Raw genomic sequence first — 25,908 nt, 5'->3', positions numbered from 1 at the left:
GTTTACACACACAAATAAGGGTTTTTCCATCCAGAAACGCATTGTGTGTGAATATCATAGAACACTGAATCGTTATGTTTCAATGCAATTCCTTGCTCCAACACAATTCTGGATAATTTGTCGTTCAGAGTAGTAATTTTCTCAATATTTATAATAGGGGGTGCCAATGTTGAATCGTGATGAAAATTACGTAAACCTCTTGGTCCATTGACACTGGCATCTTTTATATATTTAATTATCTCTTTCAAATCTTTTTTTTGAAAAATAGGTAGCATGGGTAGAAATAGCTGCCCCATTTCATAACCCATCACAGCAAATTCGCTTGCTTTTTTGCCAGTTCTGAGCTGATAAGCACTTTTGAATCGCTGATTTTTTTCATCCATCGAATTATAGTTCCATGTAGATGCAGAGTATAGCGTTATATTACTTTTTGGTACATTATCCAGTGTTTCATCAGAAGCCATGTAAGGTGTTACCACTAATGGTATTTTGTTGTAAATATCGGATTGGCAGTAACATTTATAAAACTCAAAAGCTTCTGAACCACAAAACAGAGCATGGAAGTAATCAACCTTACTTTGCTTAATTTTTTCGAAAAATGGAGATAGTATATCCTCAATATTAGGTAGCTGTGGGTTAAATGGCAGAATATGCATATCAATCTCCTCAGCGCCTGCCGATAAAGCACCCTGCCAAAATGCGCTATGCATTTGGTAACCCGCTTCATATATCGACATTAGAATTGCCCCTTTCCCCGAAAACTGTTTCTGAGCCCAGAGACCCAAAGCATATTCTACCTGCCAAAATTGAAGGCTATTAAAAAAGATATTTTCTGATATTGGAGCCAATGGAGGTAAATACTCCCCTAGATCAAAGAAAAAAGCCAACTTTTTTTGCCTCTCTAATATCGAATTGATCTCTGGCATCAGCTTATAACTAACAATGCCTGAGATAATATCAACATTATGAAACATAATTAATTTATTTACCGCAACCTTAACCAATTCATGGCTCCCTTTATCTATATATTCAGGATAAAACTGGAAATTCTTCCTATAAATTTCTGGTATTGATGTAAAAAAACCATCAATTATATCCTGCGACATATGGGGAGAAACAGATGAGTAAGGAAAAAGAAAACCTATTTTTATTGTTTGATTCATTACCAACTAGGTTTATAGAAAGGTCGCTGGTAGTTTTATTAACCAGCGACCCAACAATATTATGGACGTGTAGGATAAATTCCTTGAGTAGCTATACAGTAATTAAGAACTGTAAAAGGTTGCATATTGTTGTGACCAATACTTTGTCCAGCATTTGCAACTGCAACAGTACCTGCAACAGCACCACCTCCTATGTTAAGTGCAATATCAGGTGCAGCACTATTATATAAACCAGTTGCAGATCCTCCTAGGGTATTTGATCTGGTACTTGGTGTTCCTGAGGTACCAATTGCACTGCTTGCTTTCACTGTAACTGAAGTGCCAGTGAATACCGCAGTATGGCTGTGAATTGGCATCTCATTTTGCGATAAAGTAACCTGCTCAACACCACCCATACTTGCAAATGGTCTAGGAGTTAAACCTGTACCATTGCCCTGCCCAAGAATTGTTCTACCCTTTAAATCGGGGATACCAAATGTTTGAGTTCCATTTCCACCAAAATATGTTCCTAGTAAGGAATACAAAGCGGAATTTTGTGAAATTTGCAGGATTGAGCCATCACAAATCTGAAAGCCCATTGGCGCCCAACCAAATGCAAATGCAAGAATTTGTGCCATGTAAGGATCCATAGTCTAATTTTTTTTTAGTTAATAATTAAGTTATATAATCTAAAATTTTAGATTCAATTTTGGGTTTGTTACTTTGGTTATACCAAAACTCAATTAATTTGGGGCAATTATCTCGCAATTCAAAATACCTTAAAGGCATATTTAAACTACAATCGTTTAACCCTAAAACCTCATTGCCGAATACTTTAATTGTGGTATAAAGCAAAAGGTCATAAGGTTTATTAAAAGTTGGTGGCAGGGTCACAACCTTTCGATAATTACTGCTATCTAAATTTGTTTTATTTACAGCAAAAAGTTCACATAAATGATTTGTCTCTCCACCTTCTTCTAATAGCTGATCCCCATCCCAAATACCCCTTTTCCGCAAATAGGCATCTATTGTAATTTGCTCTGGAATAAAGATAGTATCAGCCTTACATTGTGGAATCAAATTTTGGGTTATTGCCACCTGTGGCTCATTCTTTAACCCCGCTTGCATTGTTTCAGAGATTACAATATCATAGGATCGATCAATCGTATAGGTTGAAGCATCAGCCAATATAAATTGATCTATATAATCACCCAAACCAAGCGTTTTTATAAGTGTTTCCGATGAATTTAGGGATACTTTATTAATATCTAGAAGTGTTATACCAATTTTATCAGCAGAATAATAAGGAAGTAAAGGTGTAATAAGCGTAGCGTAAGGGCCGCATCCTGCATAAAGTATTTTAACCTGCCCCTTATTGCAATCTAATTTATAATCTATTGCTTGCTTTATTCCGCGCAGAAAAATTGCAGTACGCCTAAATTCAAGAAGACAATGCGCAGCACCCTCAGCCGAAATAGCCTTCCCTGATGGCAGATGAATATCAGCATCATTCCATTTAGTAAAATCGATCCCAGTAATCGATTTAAAAAGCTCATACAAACTTTCTACAGTCAATTTCATTTCCTGAAAATCATCCCCACAATGGATTAATCTTTCAACTGCAGCCCTAACTAAAGTCATGTTGGTTGTACTAACCATTTATTTAGTAATTGCTTTAAAAAAACAAAAACACTATCCTAAAGATTTATTTGCATTCGTGGAAGTAAACATGCTAAAAAACCGGCAACTATTACCTAAGAAAATCTCTCAACAGAAAGCATGTTTTTATCAAAATAACTCTTAAAACTAATACAATAAGAGAATCGCAACTACACATTAAAAAAATAAATCACCAACACCAAAAAATTGATAAAAAATCATTCACGAAAACCAAATGTTCTACACATAATATCATTAATCCCTTTTTCCAATAGCAGCACACAACAAATAAATGATGCAAATTTTTTTATAACATTCAGTATTTCAAATAATAAATCTATTTAACAAAGCATATAAATTTGACAAGTGAATATATGCCATTTTTATGACAATTTAAAATTTATTTAAAATTTATTTATGTTCATATTCGTAGGACATTAAATGATGTTATTTTAATATTTCAGAGTTAACAATGAAGTATAAGCACAATAAAAGTAAAAAACATACTTGTATGAAAAAAACACAATTTCTGGATGGAATATTGGTAAACTAAAGAAAATACGTTGCCAATACTTTAGGTCTAATGCAATTAAGACCAACAGAGTAGAAGAACTTGCAATTCTAATTAACTTTTGTAAATTGTATTCTTTTATCTACTTTACTTACAAAACAAATACTTATTCTCCTTTTAAAGATGAAAGTATTACTACACATTGCAACCTTTGCCTGTTTTTTTTTAATTGGATGTACTAGAACCGAAGGAACTCTGGATATCAGAGGAAAGATTTTAGACGAATACACGGAAAAGGGAATTCCCCAAAGGGAGGTTATTATTAAAAGTTTGATTTTAAGCGATAATAAATACATCCCCTCCGATGTTGGTCGATTTTGTACCGACAGTTCTGGACATTTCTCATATAAAATGAAAAAGAACAAAGGAGCTTATTTGTACAAATTTATTTTTGTAGGCGATTCCGATTATGCTATTTCATCTGAAGAGATAATTCTCCCTGAACTTGAAAAAAATTCCAAATATTTATCCTTCTATCTTACCAAACTAATAGATTTTACAATTAAAATTGAGCGATGTAGCAAAACACCACTTTATGATACCCTTTACGTTTCATGGAAAACAAATGACATTGATGGAACAACCATGTACCCTTATAAATTAACGAACCTTGGCGTTGCTCCCGAAAATGGATTTAGGTGGATTGGAGGAAAAGTTAAATCAGTTATCGAAACAAAAACTTTAATGAATAAAAAAACTATAATATGCTGGGAATTGCTCAGAAATGGAAAGAAAAAGGAAATACTTGACACAATTCTTTGTGAAAAAGATGTAAATAATTGCGTTAATTTCAGATATTAAAAAATATTATAACCCTAGCTCTTAATCTTATTGATTAACAGACTCCAAAATATATAAATAACCTCTATTCAGTGCCTAAAACCATTAACTCATCCATCAACCCCAACTAGTATTATAAGACAAACGTAAACATTCCATTATTCCAGCATTCCATAAAAAAAATACCCCTTTGATTGTTTGCGAAAAAATGTTATTTTTATAAAAACTACCCAAAGGTGTATATACATACCTAAATTGGTTGTATAGGATTACTTCTGATACACAAATAAATGAGTCACCCAACATAATAACAGGACATGAAAAAAAGGGTCGATCAACCAAAGTGATAAATATAAAAAATAGAAAACCAGAAGTAAATTAAATAAATGGGGCGAATTCCGAAAAGCCATACGAGTAGGAAAAATAAAAAATGAGTGTATCATGAAAATTATTAGGAGAACATTAAGTGTGTTTTTGTTGATGTCGTTCTTAGGTGTATTTACATCGTGCAGAAACTCAAGTAAATCAGATGCTCCATTTAGCAATGGTGGAACTGAGAGGAATATGATTGTTATTATAAGCGATATACATCTCGGCGCAGACACTGCGTATGCTGAGTGTGTGAAGAACCGTACGGCTCTGGAAGAATTGCTTAAACGGATAAAAAAATCCCAAAACGTTAAAGAACTTGTTATCGCCGGAGACCTGTTCGATGAATGGTTTGTGCCAGCTGATATAGATACTTATCATGGAGGGACTCAGGCTGATTTTGTAAAGCGTATTGCAACAACCAACATAGGCGTATTTAATGCCATTAACAGTATAATTCAAGATAAAAATTTCTTAGTTACCTATGTACCCGGAAACCACGATTTAACAATCACAAAAGCATGTGTTGAAAGTGTTCTTCCTGGAATAAATCAGGCACGTGACAGCGTTCTGGGCTTAGGTACTTATTCCCCCAATAGCTATCCTGAAATAGCTATTGAACATGGCCACCGCTACAATTTTTTCTGTGCACCCGACCCATTCTCCAACCAAACCATTGCTCCAGAAAACATCCTGCCTCCCGGGTACTTTTTTACAAGAATAGCTGCACTCAGCGTGCAACAGGGTCACCCAACACCAGGCGATACCTTACCAACTGTTTCCCAAAATACTTCGGGGGGTGAAAGCCAAGATTTATTGTATCGGTATTGGAATGTATGGAATACTACTGCGGGCTTATTCCCTATACGTCAAAAATTTAATGATTCAATAATTATTACAAACGTAAATGGATTCAAGGGTAATTATTCATTTAGTAATCTTGTTCCTTATCAACCAACTCCTAAGGGGACAATATATTTGGATCTTTACAATGGGATTCAAGATAAATGGGAAAAAAGACAAATCAGCAACAATGTAGCTAAACTTATTAATACTGCTGAGGCAATCGATTCTGTAGATTCAGCTTTCGAAACCGACAAGCAGGCAAATATACAGTACTTTGATAACCCTAAATCAAATAAAAGAATTGTTGTATTTGGCCATACACACATTGCTAAAATTGATGCATATCAAAATAGTAATAATAAAAAATGTATCTACGCCAATTCAGGAACATGGGTTGATACTAATGCAGTTGCCACTACAAGAAATTTTGTAGTAATTACAAAACAAAACGGCAAATCAGCTTCCCAAACCATCATAAAGTTGTATAATTTAAAAAATAAAGTTGTAAATCTAATGGATAAAGACTCATTAAGCGATTAAAGGGTAATAAACGTATATGGGTTTGAAATGATTATAACGTGAATTCGAACTAAATATAACATATTGATTATCGGCACGAAAACAGATTATTGCTTTGCTGTGCTGAACGAAGTGAGCTCAGCAGAACTAGTTCGACATAATCAATACTGGAATAATGGAAACGAAGTTAGGCGAAGCCAAAATGGAAGAAAGAAGTAAAAAACTAACCTCTTGTTTTGACTTCGCCGACTTCCGCTCTGTTCCAGTTCTATTATTCTATGAATAAATTATTCTTTGATGATTTGTGAAATAATGATATTTTTATAAAAAACAGCAAAAGGTACATATATACACCTAAATTGGTTGTATAGGATTATTTTTGGTCATATATGAGTTACCTGCAACTGTAGAAAAATCGATAGCGAATGAGTAAATTAGAACAGAAAATTCAAGACGAACTATTAAGAAATGGAATAAATTTCGAGATACAGAAACCTGTTCCTATTGACAATTATCCTTGGCAGACAAGTCGTTCAATGACATCACCAAAATGCGACATTTACTTAACAGACCTTGACCTATATATTGAAGTAAAAGGGTTTATGACATATAGAGCGGTTTCAAAATTATCATATCTTTCAAGACAAAGTTTTAATTACTATATCTTTCAAGGAACAGAACCTCAATGGAATCCGACAATTGATACATACTTGAAGTTTGACAAAATTGCAAATGACAAAGAGGCGAGAATTCTCAATTTTAATATTAACCATCAACTGAAAGAACTCATTAACTTAAAATCAAATTCTGAATTTTTGGACAACATTTCGCAAACAACATTGAAACGCCTTAAAAACTATATCGACATAAAAATTGATGAATACAAATCTTGGAATGGCGAATGGTATTAGTGTAAACAATGAAAATAATAACATGGAATTGTAATATGGCTTTTCGCAAAAAAGCAGAGTTTATTCTGACAGAACATCCAGACATTCTAGTTGTGCCTGAATGCGAAAATCAAGAGAAACTTTCTTTTGGACTTTACATAAAACAACCGACAGATATTTTATGGTATGGAGACAATCCACATAAAGGGATTGGAATTTTTTCATATAGCGACTTCAAAATTGAACTGCTTGACATACATAATCCCGACTTTAAATATGTTTTGCCATTATCTGTTTATAATAGCAAAATTAACTTGATAATTTTTGCAATATGGTCGCAGAAACCAGAAAACCACGATAACTATACCGAACAAGTTTGGAAAGCAGTTCATTTTTACAGCAACTTGTTAGACGGAGAAAATATAATTCTTATTGGAGACTTTAATAGCAATACAATTTGGGACAAACCAAGACGGGTTTCAAATCACTCTAACCTTGTTGACTTTTTAAAAAACAAAAATATTATAAGTACTTATCATCATTTTCATAATCAAACTCAAGGAAAGGAAAAAGATAAAACACTTTTTATGCAAAGAAAAATTGACCGACCTTATCACATTGACTATTGCTTTGCTTCATCAAACCTCATTGACAAATTAAAAAATGTGGAAGTTGGCACTTACGAAAAGTGGACAAAATATAGTGACCATAAACCATTAGCAGTAACGTTTGACATATGAAAACAGCAGCAGGTAATCAAGTATGCACCCAATATTCTTTCATCCTATCATATCACCTCTCACACCATCGTATATTAGTCTCATATACAACAGTTCATTAAACTTAAGCAAAATCGCTCTTTACACAAATCCTACTATGTATCGTCTAAGGTTAGGTTAATAACACTCCTGCATATGGTAAAGATCATTTGCCGTAGAGCTACAGGGAATATCATAGAGATTCAGAGTTGGAAATATCATTAGTGATATTGAGTATCTTACAAAACCCTCAAATCAGCATAAAAAATAAATCATTGCATTATTAGCCAAATGCATTTCTTTTACTATTTTTAAAATGATGTTTTAGTTACTAAACCCTAAATGTTCGAGGGGGCTATCCAATAAATCGGAAAGAGCTTAAACACAAAGGGGCACAAAGTATATCACAAAGGTTCACAAAGCATTTATTTGCAATGTTTTTGCTTCGTGTCCTTTGTGTAACCTTTGAGTTCTTAGTGGTTAAATTTGGCTTTGGAAAAACCCTTATTTTATTACAAAATAGTTCAATACAATGTCCAAAAGATAAAAAATCATTCCATGAAAAACTTCACTTATCCCCCATCACCAAAAACATTTAACGAAGAATCGCTTAAGCCCTCAAAGGAGTTCAGGTTAGAGGCTTTTAAGGTTGTACTATCAATATTCCTATTTATTGCGGTTTACATTGTGTTGATACTATTATCCGTTGGTTTGGCAGCAATAGTTTCGTGGCTAGGGGTTATGCTGATAATCCTTAAGCCCATGTTTTTAACCCTTATGATTGGGCTTGGGATGATTGGCTTAGGGCTTATGGTTATCTACTTCCTAATCAAATTTATATTTGCAATTAAAAGGGTTGATAAAAGTGGCTTTATTGAGATAAACAGGAAAGATTTCCCCGAAATCTTCTCATTCATCGAACGGTTGGCAAATGAAACAAAATCCCCGTTGCCAAAGAAAATATACATTTCGCAGGATGTAAACGCCAGTGTTTTCTACGATTCCAGCTTCCTGAGCATGTTCTTCCCTGTTAAAAAGAATCTGCTAATCGGTTTGGGTTTTGTAAACTCGGTAAATCTAAGCGAATTCAAAGCTGTTATTGCTCATGAATTTGGGCACTTCTCGCAGCACAGTATGAAACTTGGATCGTATGTTTTTTATGTGAATAGGCTGATTTATAACATGCTGTATGACAATAAAGGTTACGCAGAAACGATTGATAGCTGGGCATCCATAAGCGGTTACTTCCAGTTCTTTGCCAGCCTTACCGTTAAAATTGTGCAAAGCATACAATGGGTATTACAAAAAGTGTACATCGTGGTAAACAAAACCAACCTAAGCCTATCCAGGCAAATGGAGCATAATGCCGATGCTGTTTCGGCTATGGTTTGTGGCCCTGAGCATTTAATCACCGCACTAAAAAGGCTCGAAATATCTGGTTCATGCTACAATACGCTCTTGAACCAGTACGAAAGATGGATTGGTCAAAACCTAAAACCCGATAATATTTACACTCATCAAAGTGAAATAATATCGCATTTTGCGATAAATAATGATTTGGGGTTGGAATGTGGATTACCTGTACTGAACGATAATGGCTCATCAAACTTCCAGCAAAGCAGAATAGTGGTTAAGGATCAATGGTCATCGCACCCTAGCACTGTTGAAAGGGAGCGCTATCTACAAACATTGGGTATTGAAAAAACTGAAACTGTGAAGGAATCGGCTTGGGCACTTTTTAGCAATCCTGAGAAGGCACAAAAGCTAATGACCGAGAAGCTTTTCTCCGTTGTAAAATTTAATGATGGTGAAGTAATTACATTGAACCTAGAGAAATTCAAGGAGATGTACTACGAAGAGTACAAGAAACACACATACAATAAGGAATTCAAGGGTTTTTATGATAATCGTAGGATAACCCAATTTAACGCCGAAGATTTAGGGGCAGATGGAAAATCGATATTTACCGATTTCAACCAAATTTATAGTACAGAGAATTGCTCAATTCCTAAAAAGATTGATGCAATTAGTTCGGATATTGAACTGCTCAAAACTATCTCCGCTAAGGAGTACAAGATTAAATCGTTTGATTTTGATGGGAAGAAATGCTCAAAGAGCGATGTTCCAAATCTGCTTAAAGATTTAGAAAGCGAAAAAGCAGCGTTGCAAGAATCCTTAGATAAAATTGATAGGGAGATATTTAAATTCGTTTGCTCAAAATCCAACGATGCCGATAAAGCCACTATAACTAATTTGTATAAAACCTATTTCAGAATTTACCCCGAATCCGAGATATGCCTTAAAAATTACACGGAGCTTAGCCAAACTATTGCGCCAATCTATCAAAAAAACTCATCGAGCAAAATTGTACGGATAATTGCCGATGTAAAGGTAATTGAGAGGAGAATTGTTCAGCAAATCCAAGAAGTGCTGCCCGAGGCTAAAGAGCAGAATTATTTGGATGATACGCAAATGGAGAAAATTGACCATTATTTATCCAAGGATAGAGAATATTATGATGGTAGTAGCTTTAACAACGTGGAGCTTGATGTTTTTAATGAGGCAATGGTTCTCTTTGTTAATATGATGTACAGCCGTGAATTTATTATAAAGAAGAGGTTGCTCCAGAAGCAATTGGATATAGTTGGAAATAATTGAAACCAGTAAGGAGATTATTAAATAACGTCAGTTCGATGTAAGGTGTCATCCTGAGCGAAGCGAAGGATCTAATTACCTAAAGACTAGATGCTTCACTCCGTTCAGCATGACAAAGCAATAATCTATTTTTGTACTGACAATCAATATGTTGTACTTAAATCGAACTCACGTTAAATTAAGGAGAGTCCACAATCAGGACAAGTTTTATCATTGTCAGATACCTTTTTTCCGCAAGCAGGACATTTATCAATAATAATAATTGGTTCCGCTTCTCCTCCACTTTTCTCAATTAACTCTTGAATAAATTGTTCATCCTTTTGCTCAGATGTCACTCCTTTTGGGTTCTGTCCATATTCATTATCCCCAGGATCACTATCAATAACCATAAGCGCTAATAACCAAATTGCGCCAATTATTGGAATTAAAGCAACTAAAATCATCCAACCGCTTTTCCCAACATCATGAAGCCGCCTAACTGTAACAGCTAATCCAGGAATCAATACCGCTAATGCATAAAGAAAATAAAAAACTCCATACGGCTCTTCTTCTACTGTTAAACCTAAAATGTTGTCCAAAATCATTGCAACAATAATGAAAATCATATTGAATAATGTAAACATCCAATACTCTTCTCTTCTTGCTCTTCCGCTAAAGTCAGCATATTGTCTTAAAACTTTTAGATACCAATTCATAATTTTCTTTGATTTAGTTTTCCTACTTGTAAGGTTTTTCGGTTTCACCTCGTTTTTTAAAGTGGCTTCTGGTCTCCACTTTATCAATCTATTATTTTTTCACTTATCGTAACGGGAATCATGTTGTTATTCAATCTCTTTAACGTTTGAGTGTAGCGGCAGTAAGGGATTGCAGGCTTCGTCACAGTCAAGCTACACCAAAGTTTATGCGGGGCAGAATGCTCGAATACCACGGAAACCTTTATTGCCCGCTACACTTTGTTACCGCCAGTATTTCATTCTTCTAGTTTCTTTTTCTGATTTTTATATATTTCTTTCATTTTCTCTATCCACGAATTAATGTCATAACCTATAGATTGTCCAATATTTGCATATGTCTGTGCAAAATATTTAAAATTGAATTCCTTAAAATCTTGATACAATTTTAAATCTTGATATACTTTTTCGTTTATCCATTCAATGATTGTTGCTTCATCTATTTTTTTGTTCTTAATCAAGGATATTGCATACGATTTTTGTGCAAATCTATCTTCTCTTGAAGAAGAATAATAGTATTCAATATATAGCTTGTAAACTTGTTTTAATATTTTGGGGGGATAAATCTCGCTATACAGTTTCAATATTTCAGTTAAAGCATTTTCAATTTCCCAATCAGACCTATTATACAACTCGACAATATTATCGAAGTATTTCTTCTTCGCATCCTTGTCAATTTTCGGAAATTCATCAAGAAATTCATCAAGAAATCGTAATAAATAAGTTTTAGCGTCTTCAAATATCAGCTCACCAAAAAATTTATTCGGTAATTCGGATAAATCTGGTTTTGCAAAATCTGGTTTGTATATTGAAAAAAAGTTACTCGTGTTTATATAAGTTGTAGGCTTTGGAAATCTAAACTGAAGAAGATTTTTAGCTTGTTTTAAAAGAATTGTGTAAACCTTCGCCTTTTCACTCTCTGACAATTTATCAAGTTCAATTTCTAAATCAATTGAATCATGAGTTGATTTAGATGTTATGTTGTTTTGAATAAAATCCTTAACCTTTTGGCTATCATATTGAATTTCAAGATTTTTATTATCTTGTAACTTCTCGAATTCGCAAAATTCTTTTACAGATATATGCGATAAATTATCAAACGATAACTTTTCAAGTGCATATTTGAAAAAGTTTTTAAGATTAACCTCTTTTTCTAGAATCATTTTTATGTCGTCCCCATGTAGAACAATAACATTTTGTTTTCTGCCTTTTCTTAACGCATTGATAAAATTATCACTTAATTCATGATAAGAAATGAATATTCCTAGTGTTCCATAAAACTTATTTTCAATTTTTCCAATAAATTCATACAATGAGGAAGCTGCTAATTTCTCATCCCATTTCACCTCTAAAAGAAATATTTTACCATTAAAATTAATCACGCCATCTATCTGCTCGGAACGATTATCAGAAGTATGGTAGCCAGTTTGTTTTATAACGGATAATATATTTTGCTTTAAAAATAAGTCACGAACTAGTCTTTCAAAATCTAGTCCACGCTTTTGGGCAACACCAGAGTCTTTGCCTGTTTTTAAATTTTCTAACTCAACTAGTCTATCAAATAAAGTTGTCATATTATCGCATTTTTCTGTCGTTTAATATTGGCGGTAACTTGTCGCTAACGTTACTGTGGTTGGAAATGTTGGAGAGTTAACGGCTGCTTCCGTATCCACCGTTAATGAACTTTGTGGTGAGCGAAAACCTTGCTGATGCGTCATCAGCTCCAATATTTTTAACCACATGTTGTGTGCAGGTTTTTATTATATTCGTATTATTTCTAGATTATTTATTCTGTACATATAATCGCTTATGTATTTCTCTATTATTTCATTTCTTAATTTAATATATTCATTTTCGTTATTCAGGAATTTAGTCCTTGTATTAATCTTACAATCAATATCTGAGCAATGAATTATATTAAAAACGTTTACATTGTAATTTGTAATAATATTCTCATAATTAAAAGACACAAAATATTGATTCTTTTTGTTTCTTATGGATGAAATTTCTTGAATAATTTCATTTCCTTCTTTTTCAAGTTCATTGATTTTAGATTCATTATCAATTTTTTTAAAACTCTCTTCTAGTCTCAGTTCAATAAGTTTTCTTTTTATAACTTTTAACTGGCTTTTCAATGTTTCAATCTTTTCCATATTATCAAGTATTAGTTAATTTTAGTAAAGTTAATTATCTTTTTAAAACTCTTTCTTAAAAACAAACTATAGCAATCTCGATAAATTTACGTTATTCTAATAAACTTGCACACAACTCGTTTATAGGTCTGGTTTTTGTCATCCTTATACAAATATAACATAATTCATTAAACGTAATTTATTTTTTGTATGCTTCGTGTTGGTACTTTGGTATAAATATCAACTATTTCGTTGCTCTTATGCTTAGGTATTTCCTAAATCTGTTGGGTATCGGTACTTGTCACGAGCAGATTGGGGACACAAATCGCTGAATACGCCCAGAATATCCCTACTTTAGTATGGATTATCCTTGTTTGGTAAAGATCATCCTTGTATTGGAACAAAACATCGTTGTATCGGTAAAGATCATCCATGTTTTGGTACAATACATCGTTGCATTGGTAAAGATCATCCTTGTATTGGAACAAAACATCGTTGTATCGGTAAAGATCATACATGTTTTGGTACAAAACATCGTTGTATCGGTAAAGATCATCCATGTTTTGGTACAATACATCGTTGCATTGGTAAAGATCATCCTTGCTTTGGTATAAAACATCGTTGTTTTGGTAAAGATCATCGTTGTTTTTGTTGGATTCTTCCTAGTATCGGTTGGATTCTCCTAAAAATGTGCAAGTTACATGCTATGGAAGTAAAGGGCGGGGTGTGAATCGGGGCGGTTCAGTTAAGGAGCTGGACGTTTAAAGGATTACTCGTGGAGGTTTTAGCTATACCTAAAACGTGAGTTTGATGTAAGGTGTCATTGGCTCCGCCGAACTCGCAAGCTCGGTTCTGAGCGAAGCGAAGGATCTAGCTATTTAAAATACAGATGCTTCACTCCGTTCAGCATGACAAAGCAACAATCTAATGGTGAACTGAGAATCAGTATATCATACTTACATCAAACTCATGTTACACCTAGAATGGAGGGAAAGCTACAGGGGTAGGTCAAGGGGGGAGTGCGTTGTTTTTAGGCAGCATCGAAGGCGGCTATCTGGTTTTAGATTATGAGTTCCTTCGCTTCGCTCAGGATGACACTTTACAATAAGTTTTCATAGGCTGCATGGTATTGAATTATGGGTGGCTTATGCAGCTATTTCTCCAACCACTCCTTAAACTCCCCTACCCGCTCGCGGCTAACAATAACCTCTTCATCGGTGGTAACGGCAAGTTTTAGCTTTAATCGGCTATTGGAGTAGGCTATAATATCTTGGATAGATTTAATATCAACAATAAACTTGCGGTTTACACGGAAAAACTTCTTTGGGTCAATCAAGCCCTCAATTTGCTCAAGGGTAAAATCGATACCATAATCCCTCCCATTGTAAGTTCTGAGGAATGTTGACTTCTCCATGCTAATAAATATGGCTATTTCATCAACAGCAATCATTCGTAGATGCTCTCCAACCTTAACCAAAAACCTGGATTTGTAGCTATTCGATAGCATCTGAAGAGTTTTGGCAATGGCCTGGTTCTCTATACCAATAGGTTTACTAATCCCTTGCTTGAATTTTAGAATGGATGCTTTTAATTCAGTTTCATCAATCGGTTTTAGAAGATAATCGATGCTATTAACCTTAAACGCCCGAATGGCGTACTCGTTGAATGCAGTTGTGAATATCACGGGGAATTGCGGTTGAATCTGTTCAAATATCTCGAAGCTTAGCCCATCGGCTAATTGAATATCAAAGAAACCTAAAGCGGGATGCTCATTATTAGCCAACCATTTAACGGCAGATTTAACAGAATCGAGGGTTTTCACCAATACAAAATCGGGGAATAATCTTTTTATCATTCCTTCTAGCCTTTCAGCGGATAAACGCTCGTCCTCAATAATTAGATAGTTCATAGATAATGTGCCTAGAGTATTTAAAAAGTGCCTAGAGTGCCTAAAGTACTTCGAGTGCCTAGAGTATTAAAAAAGTGCCTAGAGTGCCTAGAGTACTTCGAGTGCCTAGAGTATTAAAAAAGTGCCTAGAGTGCCTAAAGTACTTCGAGTGCCTAGAGTTAGTACAGCCAAGGAATCAGCTTTTTGGTTTTACTTCTGAATTCGATGTACTGATTACCAAATGCCTCAAGCAAAAGGGTTTCCTCAACTGAAATTCTAAACAATAAAACGATAATCATTGGAATAACAATAACCAAAATTGACATAATGCTATTCATGGAAATGGCAAATCCAATCATAATCATCAACATTCCTAAATAGCTGGGATGCCGAATGGTTTTATACATCCCATCGGTTTTAAGTTTTTGCTCCGTTCCAATTGCAACATCAACAGTAAAGGCTTTTTTTAGCTGGAGAATTGCTACCCAACGAATTATTAATCCAACAATAATGATTAGTAACCCAATAACAGCCATAATCAGATGAGATAAATTCCATCGGCTATAGTCTGCAAATATAAATCCGAATGTAAAGCAAATGGAAATTGTTACCCATAGAAGAACCAATGAACCTTTATCTTTTTGATGCTTCGAGGTGCTTTTTTTTGAGCGTTTTACGAGCATCAGCAGGAACTCGGAGATAAAGAAAATGTATGATAAAAAGATTAGATACTTCATATAGGGTTTTTGCTAAAAAGGAATTTATAATTTACCTAAGTTGTTAATTATTGAAAAAATTAGATTTCAGAACAAGGATCAACGATTTTTGATTTAAAGAAGTTATATGAAATTCAGTATCATATTTAGGTTGATTATTTATAACCATCTAAAACACTTAGATCTAGAACAGGTATTTTTACTGTAAAGAAACCATTATCAGCATTTATTATTAAGGGTCTTTTTGTAAAAAACTCATAACGCTTGGAGATGGTTTCTAAACCAATGCCCTCATTCTCATTAATTGTTTTCCGAGTTTGCAATTTATTCTGTACAACAATATAATCAGTTTCTCTCGAAATGGTAACATCAAGAGGCTCCTCCTCGGAGATAATATTGTGTTTAAAGGCATTTTCAAGCAATATTTGTAATGATAAAGGAATAACATAACCGTCATTGTTATCAACCCTTAAATCAACCTTTAAATTCTCACCATGCCTAACCCGATGTAGATTGATATAAGAAACAATAAAGGTTAGCTCAGTTTCCAATGGCACCAACTCTTTATCCTTCTGCTCTAAAACGTACCGGTAAATATCCGAGAGCTGCTTTATAAATTCCTGCGATTTTGCTGTATCCTTTTCAACCAATGAGCTTAATACGCTAAGGCTATTGAATAGGAAATGTGGGTTAACATAGCTTTTAAGAGTTTCGTACTGCATTGTAATAGCATCCTGCTTAAACTTTTCCTTCTGTAAAACGGATTCACGCCAATTAATAAAGAAATGTTTTAGATAGATAATTGTAGTTATTAGCATTGAAATTCCAAATGTAATAACTGCATATAAAAACATTCGTCTTAAATCGTCAAAAATATTTATTTTATACACAAACGTGTATACTAAATAGTTGACAATTAATATATCAATTGCGGTAAATATGATAGAGGCGGAAATTCGATAAAAAAAGGTTGTACTCGGATTTTTTTCCCAAGGGAATTTTTTATCAAGGATTAAACCTAAAAATTGATTTCCCTTCCAAATTGTCAAACCAAGTATAAAACCATAAAATATTGATTTTGAATAGCCCGAGAAACTTGAGAATATTTGATTACCAGCAACCAGATAAGTTATACTTGTACTAATAGCAACTAGTATTAAAGCATCTCTTATCTCATTAATTAAAAGTTTTTTTAATTTTTTGCTATCAAGTTTCATTACTAAATGTTTTAAGTAAGCACCCTATTTGCTAACAAATAAGGTGCTTAAAGTTAGAATAAATATCAATGCGAGTTCGGTGTAAGCGGTCATATTACCAAAACGATTAACAATTTGTGTGTTGATGGATTATTGGAATGTTGGAATAATAAGGAGTAAGCGGTTGGTTTCTAATACCTTCCGTTCTTTCATTATTTGCTGAGTTCACTATCTTCGGTTCACAAAGCCGGTTATAATCGAAGCAAAGAACCTCCCTTGTCATCCTGAGCGAAGCGAAGGAACTTAGATGCCTCACTCCGTTCAGCATGACAAAGCAACAATCTAATATTATACTTATAATCAACATGTCATTTCCGCACTGAGCTCACGTTAATTAGTTCTCCTTATTACATGCCTCAATCATTCTATTGTTTGATTTGGCACCCCATTTTGGCATAATTCCTTCCTTACCAGCCTCTTTTTCAAACTTTAATTTAGCATCAAGGAATTTAGGTAAAGCGTTTTTGGCTCCTCCACCAAACATTTTAGGTGTGTAATAAATATTTTGAGCCATTAAAAACAGTGCTCTTGGATTTTCGGGATTAGCCTCAATTGCTTTCTCAAGAATATTGGCTGCTTTCTGAGAATAGGTCATTCCACGCATTGGGCTAACCTGAATTCTACCTTGGTACAAAAATCCTTGAAGTGCATATAGCTCCGATTTATCACCATTAATTTCTAACGCTTTCTCGATATTTTTTTCAGCAACATCAAGAATTGCATCCTTTTTATCACCATCTTTTTCTCTAAAACTTAAATTAATCTGAGTAAAGGCTGCATAGTACAAAGGCTCCCATTGAGTTGTTTCGGTCATTGCAATACGTTCAAATTTGCCTACTACGACTTGCATTTCCTCGGTAGTTTTTGCACTATCGAGTAGGACTAAACTCTCTTTCATTGCTGTCTCGAAAGGTGTTTGAGCATTTACTACCATTGCTAAAGCAATTACGATTGTTGTTAAAAATGTTCTTTTCATTTTATTTTTGTTTTAGTTATCTATTATTTGATTGTGTTGCTGTGATACTGTTGTGCTGTGTTGCTGTATTGCTGTGTTATATTGACCTATCAGTCTGACTTCCGGCTTCCATCTTCCTTCTTCCGACTTCCAACTTTAAATCGTCACAAAAACCCCAAATAGTATAAATCTCTTCGATTCGGATCTAACAGGAATTGATTCATAAACACCCGTTGAATTTGGTATTGAGTAGTACCGATAGCCATAAATATTATCTCGCCCAAGCACATTATTAACCGAAGCATACAGAATTGTACCCTTTCCAAAGATTGATGTGAGATGGCTAACGTTTAAGCTTAAATCGCAGTAGTTTGCTGTTTTTTTATCCATAAATTGTGTACTGTTTGGATCGTTATAAGGTCTTCCGCTCGACAGGGAGAATGTTGCCCCAAACTGAGTGGTTATCTTCTGCACCCACTGTTTTGCAACTATTGTAAAGTTGTGATTTGCAGCATAAGGGGGTGTTACCTTTTCGGGATAATCCCTATATTTTCGCTTTGAATCGATATAGGAATAGGAAATCCAGTAATCGAGATTTCTAAAACTTTTCCTATCGCGGTAGAAAATATCAATACCCTTGGAAAAGCCATCGCCAGAGTTGCTGTAGGTAAGCGGATTGAAGTATTGCGCAGCATCATAGATAACAAGACCTTTGTATTGTTTAAGGTATCCCTCAATTCTAAAAATTCTATCGTTCTTTTCGTACTGAATATTGGCGATATAATGCTCGGCCTTTTCATACCCTATCTTAGGATCGAATTTCAAAATCGACTCCTCTGGGGTTTGGTAAAAGGTTCCATAAGCTACTGAAAGCTGAATATCTTTGCTAATAAGCCATGCAGCAGATGTTCTTACTGCCAACTTTTTATCGTTAATAACCGATGAATTCTCGCCCCTAAGCCCTACCCTAACGGCAAGTTTCGATAGGGGTTTAACCTCTGCCTCCGTGAATAGTGCTGAGTTAAAATCCTTTAGATTGCCTTTAAAAAGGAAATCGGTAGAGAATTCGTGATACTTCTCGTTAAAAAGGTTCGCAGTTTCTTCACCACCCAAATTTAAAGTGAATCTATCGCTAAACTTTCGTTTCATCGAGACCCGGGCTTGAACGTTTGTGTTATAATCATTCACATCAAATGCGCCCATTCCTAGTAGATTTTCATCATAGGTGAATGCAACCCCACTCTTCATCGACCATTTACTGATGCTCCGTGTATAGTTAACATTTGTATAGCTGTTCCGATTTGATAAGTTGATATTCTGTATCGATCCCGGACTTGTCATTTCGGGATATTTTAACCCGCTATTCGATGTGCTGAATGTTGAGAATATCTTAATCACCCCATCGCCTTTAGTTCTTACCCTTGAAGTTAGGGTTAATCCGAGTGATTCCGGATATCTATTCCAATCCACCTCCTGATTTATAATACTAAAATAAGGCTTCAGATTATAATATTCAGCACCTATTGATATCGATGCATTGTTCCCTTTATATGTTTGAGTTGCGCCTAAACCAACAGTTAGAAAAGAAAGTTCAGTTTGAGTTTTTTGAGGGAATGCGTTGGTACTAAGAATTAATGCGGAAGATAATGCTTGCCCATATTCAGCAGAATAACCCCCCGTGCTAAACATTGTACCGCTAAATAGGAATGGTGAGAAGCGTCCACGAGAGGGTAAATCGGGGGTATTGGATGAGTATGGTTTTTTTACCAGCAACCCATCAATAAAGGTTTTGGATTCGTAACCATCGCCACCCCGAACAAATAATCGACCATCCTCCCCTACCAACGATGCGCCTGGAAGTGCCGTTAATGCACCGTAGATATCGCCAGCGGCACTGGGCGTGGTAACAATATCCAATGGTTGTAAGGTGACACTTTTCTTTTTGTCCGCTGCCTCAAATGTACCGGCAGATATTACAACATCGGCTATTTGGTTTGATTTATCTTTAAGGGTAATGTCAACAACCAGTTCGCCACCATTTAGCTCAATCTCCTTTTCAACAATTGAATATCCAACAAAACTTGCAATTAATATCTGCTTTCCCTTTTCGTTGGTTTTGAAACTATAATTTCCATTTGCATCGGTACCAATACCATCGTAGGTTCCTTTCAGTATCAAATTTGCACCCGGTAAAGGTTGTCCCTCAGTGTCGGTTATCTTTCCCTTAATCACAGTTTGCGATATTGAATACAAACTGGAAAGCAAGATGAATACTATTACGCTAAACTTCTTCATATCCCTTTTCTATTTAAATTGATTTCCTTTTAACTGTTTGAATTATCAGATTTCACTTGAATACTCTGCAAAGATTATCTATTAAAAAGGTGTAAAAAAGAAAATCCCGATGAGGTGTAGTATCATCGGGATAAGTTGTCAAAAAGTTATTCTGAAAGGAAGGTTACTAGAGTTTTGTTGTGGTTCTGGTTCTTTGGGGTGTTTATAACTATCGCAAAATGCGATATATTTTCTTTGTAATAAGAATTAATCCTAAAGTTTCATAAAACCACCCAACCCTCCTTAGGAAGGAGGGCTAACTGAGTTTTGAAAATGGGGCTGTTCTTGAGGAATGGGATGAAAGGGAATTAATTTGCATACGAAATGCTGTTTTACCCCCTTTTTTCAGGTGGTAAATATTCAAACTAAACTCTGTCCAACTAGTTCCAAATTACTGAAATTTTTGCTGAAAGATTAGTTCCCTCAATACGATTCTCCAAATCAACCCTTAAAGGTGGTTTTTTGGTAATTTCGAGTGTTTTTTCAATCCATCCTGCAATTCTATTCATTTCCAGCTTATCATTTGGATGGAATTTACTAAGAAGAATCACAACCTTTTTCTCAGTACTTTCAACAACCTTAATATCAGATGGTCTGTAATATGCAGCAAAAATATTTGATGCACGATTTAACATAAATTGGGGCGAACCTATTCTTGCAAATACACTATAAATCCCTTTTAATGCCACATCGGCACTATGCCTCCCTATTTCATTAGCAGCTTTTATACTGTTTCCCGAAAAAAACAGATCGGCTACTTTTTGCGTTGGAATAAGCACAGCATCGGACAATGGATACCATGTTGTAGCAAGTATTGGTTGTTCAATTATTATCCTAGAACCCTCGGGGAGAGATTTCATCCACTCATTATATCGAGTGCCAAATTTCTCCTTTACAAAATCGGGGGTTGCCTTAACTGCAGATCCTTTAATTTCCATAATACAATATTTTATAAGGTTTTTATTATAATATTTGGTATTTATAACAACGTCAATTTAAAGATTAACTAAAACACAACATTATTATTAAGTAATTTTTTTACTGAATTCCTTTTTTCTATATTTGCAAACCAATTGTAAGTATTAGTTAACTATCAACATAATAATAAATAGTCATGGGAAAAGGAGATAAAAAAACCCGTCGAGGTAAATTATTTATGGGTTCGTACGGTAATACAAGGCCAAAAAATGCACCTGTCAAAACTGAAAAAACTGAGAAACCAAAGGCTAAAGCAAAGTAATGCTATAGTAACTTAATTTACAAAAACCGGGTTTAGCCCGGTTTTTTGTTTTTAATCAAAAAAATACAATATGTTATCTTAATAATGTTAAATTTGTTTATAAGAATTGATTTCTATGAATAGAATCTTGCATTATAAAACCATAAGTGTACTAGCTTTGATTGTTTTTCACTTGAGTTGTATTTCTCAAGAGGAAGATTATCCTAAAGACCAATCAACAAGATATAAAGAAGACTCAATTCAGGCTGAAAGGCTTATCTGTAAAATTGATAGCATCTATGATTACGAAAATTTCAACCAAGCCTCGCTACTTATTGATAAAACCATCCCTTTATGCGAAAAATTAGGCTTTCCAGAACAACTAGCACGTCTTTATAAAACGAAAGGTGATATTTATATATCTAATGACAATTATATTAAAGCTCTGGAAGCACTTTCTACCTCTCTGGAATATTATAAAAAATTAAATGATCGTAAAGGAATTGCAGGTATAAAAAATAGTATGGGAACTGTATATCGGCTTCAAGGAAAGTACCCAATCGCTCTTGAATACTATTTTGAATCTCTTAAACTCTACCAATCCATTAATAATAAACAAGGAATATCTGTAACTCTTAATAATATTGGAATTGTTTACCTACACCAGAAAGATTTTGACAAAGCGTTGGAATATTACTTTAATTCGTTGAAAATTGGTCAAGAACTTAATGATGAAGAAGAAATTGGAATCTCATATTTAAATATTGGAGGTGCTTATCAAAAAAAGAAAGAGTATGGCAAAGCTATTGATTTTTACTTGAAATCGTTAGTAATTTCGAAAAAACTAAACAACCTAGATGCAATCGGGGTAAACTATAGTGAAATTGGGTCAATTTATACCGAACAAAATAATCTTCAATTAGCAAAATCTTTTTTATTTGAAGCCCTTACAACATTTGTTAAACTTGGGAGCAAATCACAACAAACTGAATGTCACCTAAATTTAGGTAAGCACTTTTTAATTGATAAAAACCCTGAACAATCAATTTTTCATTTTACAAAAGCTTTAAATCTCGCAAAAGAGACCGGGTCAATTGATTCATACTCCAACGCACTTTATAAACTTAGCGAAGTTTACGAAAAGATAAATAATTCAAAACTCGCTTTAAAGTACTATAAAGAATTCATTTCTATTCGCGATAGCCTTTTCAATGAGGAGAATACAAAACAATCCGTTCAGGCTGAATTACTTTACCAATTTGAGAGGAAGCAAGAAATTTTTAAGGTGTTACAAGTCAAAAAGGATGATATCTTTTTAGAAAAATCAAAAAGACAAAAGGTATTTCGAAATTTCCTTATTTTAATCCTAGCGCTTTTAACTATCCTAATTGTATTTATTTACTCCGCGCTTCGGAATAAGAAAAAAGCGAATATTATTCTTGCTAAGCAGCAAAATGAAATACTAGAGAAGAACGAAGAGCTATTATTACAGCAGGATGAAATTCTTACACAACGAGATGAAATTGAGAAAAAGAATGTGATTCTTGAAAATTCTAAAAAAATTATTGCTGCAAAGAATGAAAGAATTATTAGTAGCATTGAATATGCTCAAACAATTCAACAAGCCATTCTTCCAAAGGAAGAACAACTAAATGAACTATTCAAGGATCAATTTGTAATATTCCTTCCTAAGGATATTGTTTCCGGAGATTTTTTCTGGATTAGTTCGGTTCAGAATTTAGTTTTTGCAGCGGTAATAGACTGCACAGGTCATGGTGTTCCTGGATCATTTATGTCGCTAATTGGCAATACAATTCTTAATCAGATCGTAAACGAATGGCACACACATGATCCTTCTCTAATTCTTGAATACCTGCATCAAAAGATCCGAAAGGTGTTGCAGCAAGAAGAATCTCATAGTAAGTCTCATGCAAGCATGGATGTATGTTTAATAAAGATTAATCGTAGTACAAGTAGAGTAACCTTTGCAGGAGCAAATAGAGCCCTGATTATTATTCAGGATGGGAAACTTGAAAGAATATCAGGGGACAGAAAATCGGTTGGTGGTTTTCAGCGAGAGTCGAAACGATATTATACTAATCATGAAATAAATCTAAGTAACAACTCTTGTCTATACCTTGCAACTGATGGATTTATTGATCAAATGAATTCCGAAAAAAGAAAATTTGGACAAAAACAATTCTCAAAATTATTAGTAGAAAATTGCAATAAACCCATGAGCGTACAAAAAGAAATTATTCTCAATACACTCAATGCATACAAAGGTGAGGGAGAGCAAATTGATGATATTTGTATATTGGGTTTAAAAGTATAATATTCATTCACTTGGGTAAATAATGTCAGTTCGATTTAAGAAACGTTAATGTATTTATTTGCAGAGATATATAAATCAGTATTGTGATGGAAGGCTGGAATAATGAAATTATGGAACTTCTTCTAACTTTTTTCTTCCAATATTCCATTTTTGACTTCGTCGAACTCGCAAGCTCGGTTTCATCATTCCAATTAAATTTCATATGTATAATATTGATTAATGTGTAATTAAATAACTCTTTATATCGAACTGACTTTAAATAATTTTTAAGTATCCAAATAATCAAATCGAATTCCCATTTTTTTCATTAGTATAGAAGCGTTAAGAGTGGTACATTTCCCTTCGTGTAATTTGTAATCAAAAAAGAGTTCGCTTCCATCCACCTGCACATCAAAAAAGTATGGTTTGATATATCCTTTTGATATTAACTCTTGATCTGCAAGTTCTAAATCGTGAGTTGCCATAATACCAACAGCTCCAGTACTAACCAGCTGCTTAAGCAATGCCAATGCACCTTTATGCCTATCATTTGAGTTAGTTCCTCTAAGCACCTCATCAAGGAGTAAAATAACGGGTTCGTTCCTATCAACCGCTTCAATAATCTCCGAGATACGTTTCAGCTCAGCATAAAATGTTGATATATTTTCCTCAAGAGAGTCCGCTATACGCATACTGGTAAACGGTGTTCTTATCATAATCTCACAGTTTGATGAGCAAACAGGTGAGCCAGCCCCAGCCAGAATCATATTAATTCCTACAGTCCTTAGGAATGTGCTTTTTCCCGACATGTTCGAACCTGTTACCAGTAACATATTTCCAAAACCAGAGAAATTTAAATCATTATATACCCTTTTACTTATTGGAATTAAGGGATGACCCAAATCCTTCGCTTTAAAAACAAAATCTTTTGGATTAATTACGGGAAAAGTCCAACCCTTATTATTAAAAGACAAATTAGCAAAACTCGAAATTGCTTCGAATTCACCTAAAGCATCAAACCAACTTTTAATATCATCTTTATGCTTATGTTTCCATTTCTCAAGGCTTAATAGCAGCCAGATATCCCAAGAAAACAGGAGATTTAACGGTACTCCAATCATTATATTAAACCTTAAATCGAATCGATCTAGTATTTTGGCTAGCTGTTTTATTGAGGATTTGGCAGAACTTTCACCTTTACTAAAGCATTGAATGTAATCAGATAAAAGTATGGACTTGAATTTCTGAATATTAACAAAGCCTATAATTTCAGAGTACATTTTTAGGTATGTTCCTGCTTTAGATAACTTTTCATGCGTATCATCAATATTTTTTTTATACCGAAAGCCAATTAAAATATTACCAATGATTGATAATACTAAAAGTCCAAAGCCTTTACCAAGAATCAGCATTACGATACCAGCAACCGATAAAAGAGAAAGAAAGGAAATAACAATGATCAACTTCAACGGATTATCTATTAAACCTGTTTCTCTAATCCACTGAAGTAAACTATTGGGATTAGTTCCTAACTCGGGAACTTTTACGCAAAACGATTGTAGTTTTTGTCTAAAATCAACTAAATCTCGCAATTCCTTAATGGCATTTTGTCGTTTAGTAATAGCCTCAACATCTGCTTGCCCCAACAACCATTCTGAAACTTTTTTTCGCCCAGGCCAAGTTGTTGCTCTATTAACCAATGAATATAGCGATGCTTCCCCAAAAACATCCAAATCGGATGCATAGAAATGATTTTTGGGTTTAAACTCAATACCATCATAAAATCCCTTCAAATCGCCTTCAACGGCTCTAATCTCATCCTGATTTAACTTAGATAAATACTCATAAACTTGCGCCTCCTTTTGGAAGAAATAATGTCGCTTTATTGTCCAACCAAAAACAAAAAGTAGAGCCACTAAAGCCAAAATCGATAGAAGAATCGATATATTGTATAGCCCAATAAACGAAAAAGGGATTATGATGAATATTATAAGCCGAGAAAAGGATAGTAAATTAGCATAACGATTACACTCTTTACTTTTATTCTTGAAAGAACCAACTCTTCGGCTATAAAAATCTTTTAAATCCATAATTAAAAATCTTTTCCAAAACTTAAAATTTGATCAATATGTTCGGTCTAAAAACCACATTAAGATGAAGCTCTTTTTTAAAGT

General features: G+C 34.2%; 21 protein-coding genes. 7 read left to right on the top strand and 14 right to left on the bottom strand.

Annotation, left to right across the window (positions count from 1 at the left end; translation table 11 throughout):
• Positions 1-2 precede the first annotated feature (2 nt).
• The 3 genes from HOO91_01140 to HOO91_01130 are packed head-to-tail and all read right to left on the bottom strand — an operon-like array spanning position 3 to position 2,801.
• Positions 3-1,163, bottom strand: a complete 1,161-nt coding sequence (locus tag HOO91_01140; GenBank protein NOU16151.1) for an ABC transporter substrate-binding protein — start codon at positions 1,161-1,163, stop codon at positions 3-5.
• A 59-nt stretch (positions 1,164-1,222) separates the two neighbouring features.
• On the bottom strand, positions 1,223-1,792 hold the full coding sequence (locus tag HOO91_01135) for a phage tail protein (GenBank protein NOU16150.1): 570 nt from the start codon (positions 1,790-1,792) through the stop codon (positions 1,223-1,225).
• 25 nt (positions 1,793-1,817) lie between these two features.
• The gene (locus HOO91_01130) at positions 1,818-2,801 is read right to left on the bottom strand and encodes a hypothetical protein (protein NOU16149.1); all 984 of its coding nucleotides are present in this window, start codon (positions 2,799-2,801) and stop codon (positions 1,818-1,820) included.
• Positions 2,802-3,495: 694 nt separating this feature from the next.
• Between HOO91_01130 and HOO91_01125 the strand changes: the two genes are divergently transcribed.
• The 5 genes from HOO91_01125 to HOO91_01105 all read left to right on the top strand — a co-directional run bounded on the left by HOO91_01125 (position 3,496) and on the right by HOO91_01105 (position 10,192).
• Positions 3,496-4,173 (top strand): hypothetical protein, encoded by a 678-nt coding sequence (locus HOO91_01125; GenBank protein NOU16148.1) that lies wholly within the window; start codon positions 3,496-3,498, stop codon positions 4,171-4,173.
• 420 nt (positions 4,174-4,593) lie between these two features.
• The gene (locus tag HOO91_01120) at positions 4,594-5,907 is read left to right on the top strand and encodes a metallophosphoesterase (GenBank protein NOU16147.1); all 1,314 of its coding nucleotides are present in this window, start codon (positions 4,594-4,596) and stop codon (positions 5,905-5,907) included.
• Positions 5,908-6,311: 404 nt separating this feature from the next.
• Positions 6,312-6,797 carry a hypothetical protein gene (locus HOO91_01115; protein ID NOU16146.1) on the top strand — a complete coding sequence of 162 codons (486 nt, stop codon included), beginning with the start codon at positions 6,312-6,314 and terminating at the stop codon, positions 6,795-6,797.
• An 8-nt stretch (positions 6,798-6,805) separates the two neighbouring features.
• Positions 6,806-7,516: an endonuclease/exonuclease/phosphatase family protein gene (locus HOO91_01110; GenBank protein ID NOU16145.1), complete on the top strand. Its 711-nt coding sequence runs from the start codon at positions 6,806-6,808 to the stop codon at positions 7,514-7,516.
• A 576-nt stretch (positions 7,517-8,092) separates the two neighbouring features.
• Entirely contained in the window at positions 8,093-10,192 is a 2,100-nt protein-coding gene (locus HOO91_01105) for a M48 family metalloprotease (protein NOU16144.1), read from the top strand.
• 170 nt (positions 10,193-10,362) lie between these two features.
• Here HOO91_01105 and HOO91_01100 read toward each other — a convergent pair whose 3' ends face one another.
• From HOO91_01100 to HOO91_01055, 10 genes are all read right to left on the bottom strand, one after another.
• On the bottom strand, positions 10,363-10,884 hold the full coding sequence (locus tag HOO91_01100; protein ID NOU16143.1) for a DUF805 domain-containing protein: 522 nt from the start codon (positions 10,882-10,884) through the stop codon (positions 10,363-10,365).
• Positions 10,885-11,159: 275 nt separating this feature from the next.
• The gene (locus HOO91_01095) at positions 11,160-12,494 is read right to left on the bottom strand and encodes a hypothetical protein (GenBank protein NOU16142.1); all 1,335 of its coding nucleotides are present in this window, start codon (positions 12,492-12,494) and stop codon (positions 11,160-11,162) included.
• Between the two features lie 186 nt (positions 12,495-12,680).
• Complete coding sequence (locus HOO91_01090; protein NOU16141.1) at positions 12,681-13,073, bottom strand: hypothetical protein; 393 nt, start codon at positions 13,071-13,073, stop codon at positions 12,681-12,683.
• Positions 13,074-13,327: 254 nt separating this feature from the next.
• Entirely contained in the window at positions 13,328-13,612 is a 285-nt protein-coding gene (locus HOO91_01085) for a hypothetical protein (protein NOU16140.1), read from the bottom strand.
• Positions 13,613-14,205: 593 nt separating this feature from the next.
• On the bottom strand, positions 14,206-14,961 hold the full coding sequence (locus tag HOO91_01080) for a response regulator transcription factor (protein NOU16139.1): 756 nt from the start codon (positions 14,959-14,961) through the stop codon (positions 14,206-14,208).
• A 158-nt stretch (positions 14,962-15,119) separates the two neighbouring features.
• Positions 15,120-15,677, bottom strand: a complete 558-nt coding sequence (locus HOO91_01075) for an isoprenylcysteine carboxylmethyltransferase family protein (GenBank protein ID NOU16138.1) — start codon at positions 15,675-15,677, stop codon at positions 15,120-15,122.
• 134 nt (positions 15,678-15,811) lie between these two features.
• Positions 15,812-16,873 (bottom strand): histidine kinase, encoded by a 1,062-nt coding sequence (locus HOO91_01070; GenBank protein ID NOU16137.1) that lies wholly within the window; start codon positions 16,871-16,873, stop codon positions 15,812-15,814.
• Positions 16,874-17,246: 373 nt separating this feature from the next.
• A complete protein-coding gene (locus tag HOO91_01065) occupies positions 17,247-17,888 on the bottom strand; it encodes a hypothetical protein (GenBank protein ID NOU16136.1) in 642 nt (213 codons plus the stop codon).
• A gap of 135 nt (positions 17,889-18,023) precedes the next feature.
• Entirely contained in the window at positions 18,024-20,162 is a 2,139-nt protein-coding gene (locus HOO91_01060; protein NOU16135.1) for a TonB-dependent receptor, read from the bottom strand.
• A gap of 419 nt (positions 20,163-20,581) precedes the next feature.
• Positions 20,582-21,139, bottom strand: a complete 558-nt coding sequence (locus HOO91_01055) for a hypothetical protein (GenBank protein NOU16134.1) — start codon at positions 21,137-21,139, stop codon at positions 20,582-20,584.
• A gap of 176 nt (positions 21,140-21,315) precedes the next feature.
• On the opposite strand from HOO91_01055, the gene HOO91_01050 reads away from it, so the two are divergent.
• Positions 21,316-21,441 carry a 30S ribosomal protein THX gene (locus HOO91_01050; protein ID NOU16133.1) on the top strand — a complete coding sequence of 42 codons (126 nt, stop codon included), beginning with the start codon at positions 21,316-21,318 and terminating at the stop codon, positions 21,439-21,441.
• A gap of 115 nt (positions 21,442-21,556) precedes the next feature.
• Positions 21,557-23,755, top strand: a complete 2,199-nt coding sequence (locus HOO91_01045) for a tetratricopeptide repeat protein (GenBank protein ID NOU16132.1) — start codon at positions 21,557-21,559, stop codon at positions 23,753-23,755.
• A 266-nt stretch (positions 23,756-24,021) separates the two neighbouring features.
• On the opposite strand, the gene HOO91_01040 is transcribed toward HOO91_01045, so the two are convergent.
• Positions 24,022-25,824 (bottom strand): hypothetical protein, encoded by a 1,803-nt coding sequence (locus HOO91_01040; GenBank protein NOU16131.1) that lies wholly within the window; start codon positions 25,822-25,824, stop codon positions 24,022-24,024.
• Positions 25,825-25,908: the final 84 nt, after the last annotated feature.

Source organism: Bacteroidales bacterium, assembly GCA_013141385.1.
Lineage (GTDB): Bacteria > Bacteroidota > Bacteroidia > Bacteroidales > Tenuifilaceae > UBA8529.
The sequence above is the reverse complement of the archived record's forward strand: the minus strand, read 5'-3'. Positions and strand labels throughout refer to the sequence as shown.

Bases quoted from the DNA above. Each gene is read 5' to 3' on its own strand.
- HOO91_01140 (NOU16151.1), bottom strand. From the start codon at position 1,163: ATGAATCAAACAATAAAAATAGGTTTTCTTTTTCCTTACTCATCTGTT.
- HOO91_01135 (NOU16150.1), bottom strand. From the start codon at position 1,792: ATGGATCCTTACATGGCACAAATTCTTGCATTTGCATTTGGTTGGGCG.
- HOO91_01130 (NOU16149.1), bottom strand. From the start codon at position 2,801: ATGGTTAGTACAACCAACATGACTTTAGTTAGGGCTGCAGTTGAAAGA.
- HOO91_01125 (NOU16148.1), top strand. From the start codon at position 3,496: ATGAAAGTATTACTACACATTGCAACCTTTGCCTGTTTTTTTTTAATT.
- HOO91_01120 (NOU16147.1), top strand. From the start codon at position 4,594: ATGAAAATTATTAGGAGAACATTAAGTGTGTTTTTGTTGATGTCGTTC.
- HOO91_01115 (NOU16146.1), top strand. From the start codon at position 6,312: ATGAGTAAATTAGAACAGAAAATTCAAGACGAACTATTAAGAAATGGA.
- HOO91_01110 (NOU16145.1), top strand. From the start codon at position 6,806: ATGAAAATAATAACATGGAATTGTAATATGGCTTTTCGCAAAAAAGCA.
- HOO91_01105 (NOU16144.1), top strand. From the start codon at position 8,093: ATGAAAAACTTCACTTATCCCCCATCACCAAAAACATTTAACGAAGAA.
- HOO91_01100 (NOU16143.1), bottom strand. From the start codon at position 10,884: ATGAATTGGTATCTAAAAGTTTTAAGACAATATGCTGACTTTAGCGGA.
- HOO91_01095 (NOU16142.1), bottom strand. From the start codon at position 12,494: ATGACAACTTTATTTGATAGACTAGTTGAGTTAGAAAATTTAAAAACA.
- HOO91_01090 (NOU16141.1), bottom strand. From the start codon at position 13,073: ATGGAAAAGATTGAAACATTGAAAAGCCAGTTAAAAGTTATAAAAAGA.
- HOO91_01085 (NOU16140.1), bottom strand. From the start codon at position 13,612: ATGGATGATCTTTACCGATACAACGATGTTTTGTACCAAAACATGTAT.
- HOO91_01080 (NOU16139.1), bottom strand. From the start codon at position 14,961: ATGAACTATCTAATTATTGAGGACGAGCGTTTATCCGCTGAAAGGCTA.
- HOO91_01075 (NOU16138.1), bottom strand. From the start codon at position 15,677: ATGAAGTATCTAATCTTTTTATCATACATTTTCTTTATCTCCGAGTTC.
- HOO91_01070 (NOU16137.1), bottom strand. From the start codon at position 16,873: ATGAAACTTGATAGCAAAAAATTAAAAAAACTTTTAATTAATGAGATA.
- HOO91_01065 (NOU16136.1), bottom strand. From the start codon at position 17,888: ATGAAAAGAACATTTTTAACAACAATCGTAATTGCTTTAGCAATGGTA.
- HOO91_01060 (NOU16135.1), bottom strand. From the start codon at position 20,162: ATGAAGAAGTTTAGCGTAATAGTATTCATCTTGCTTTCCAGTTTGTAT.
- HOO91_01055 (NOU16134.1), bottom strand. From the start codon at position 21,139: ATGGAAATTAAAGGATCTGCAGTTAAGGCAACCCCCGATTTTGTAAAG.
- HOO91_01050 (NOU16133.1), top strand. From the start codon at position 21,316: ATGGGAAAAGGAGATAAAAAAACCCGTCGAGGTAAATTATTTATGGGT.
- HOO91_01045 (NOU16132.1), top strand. From the start codon at position 21,557: ATGAATAGAATCTTGCATTATAAAACCATAAGTGTACTAGCTTTGATT.
- HOO91_01040 (NOU16131.1), bottom strand. From the start codon at position 25,824: ATGGATTTAAAAGATTTTTATAGCCGAAGAGTTGGTTCTTTCAAGAAT.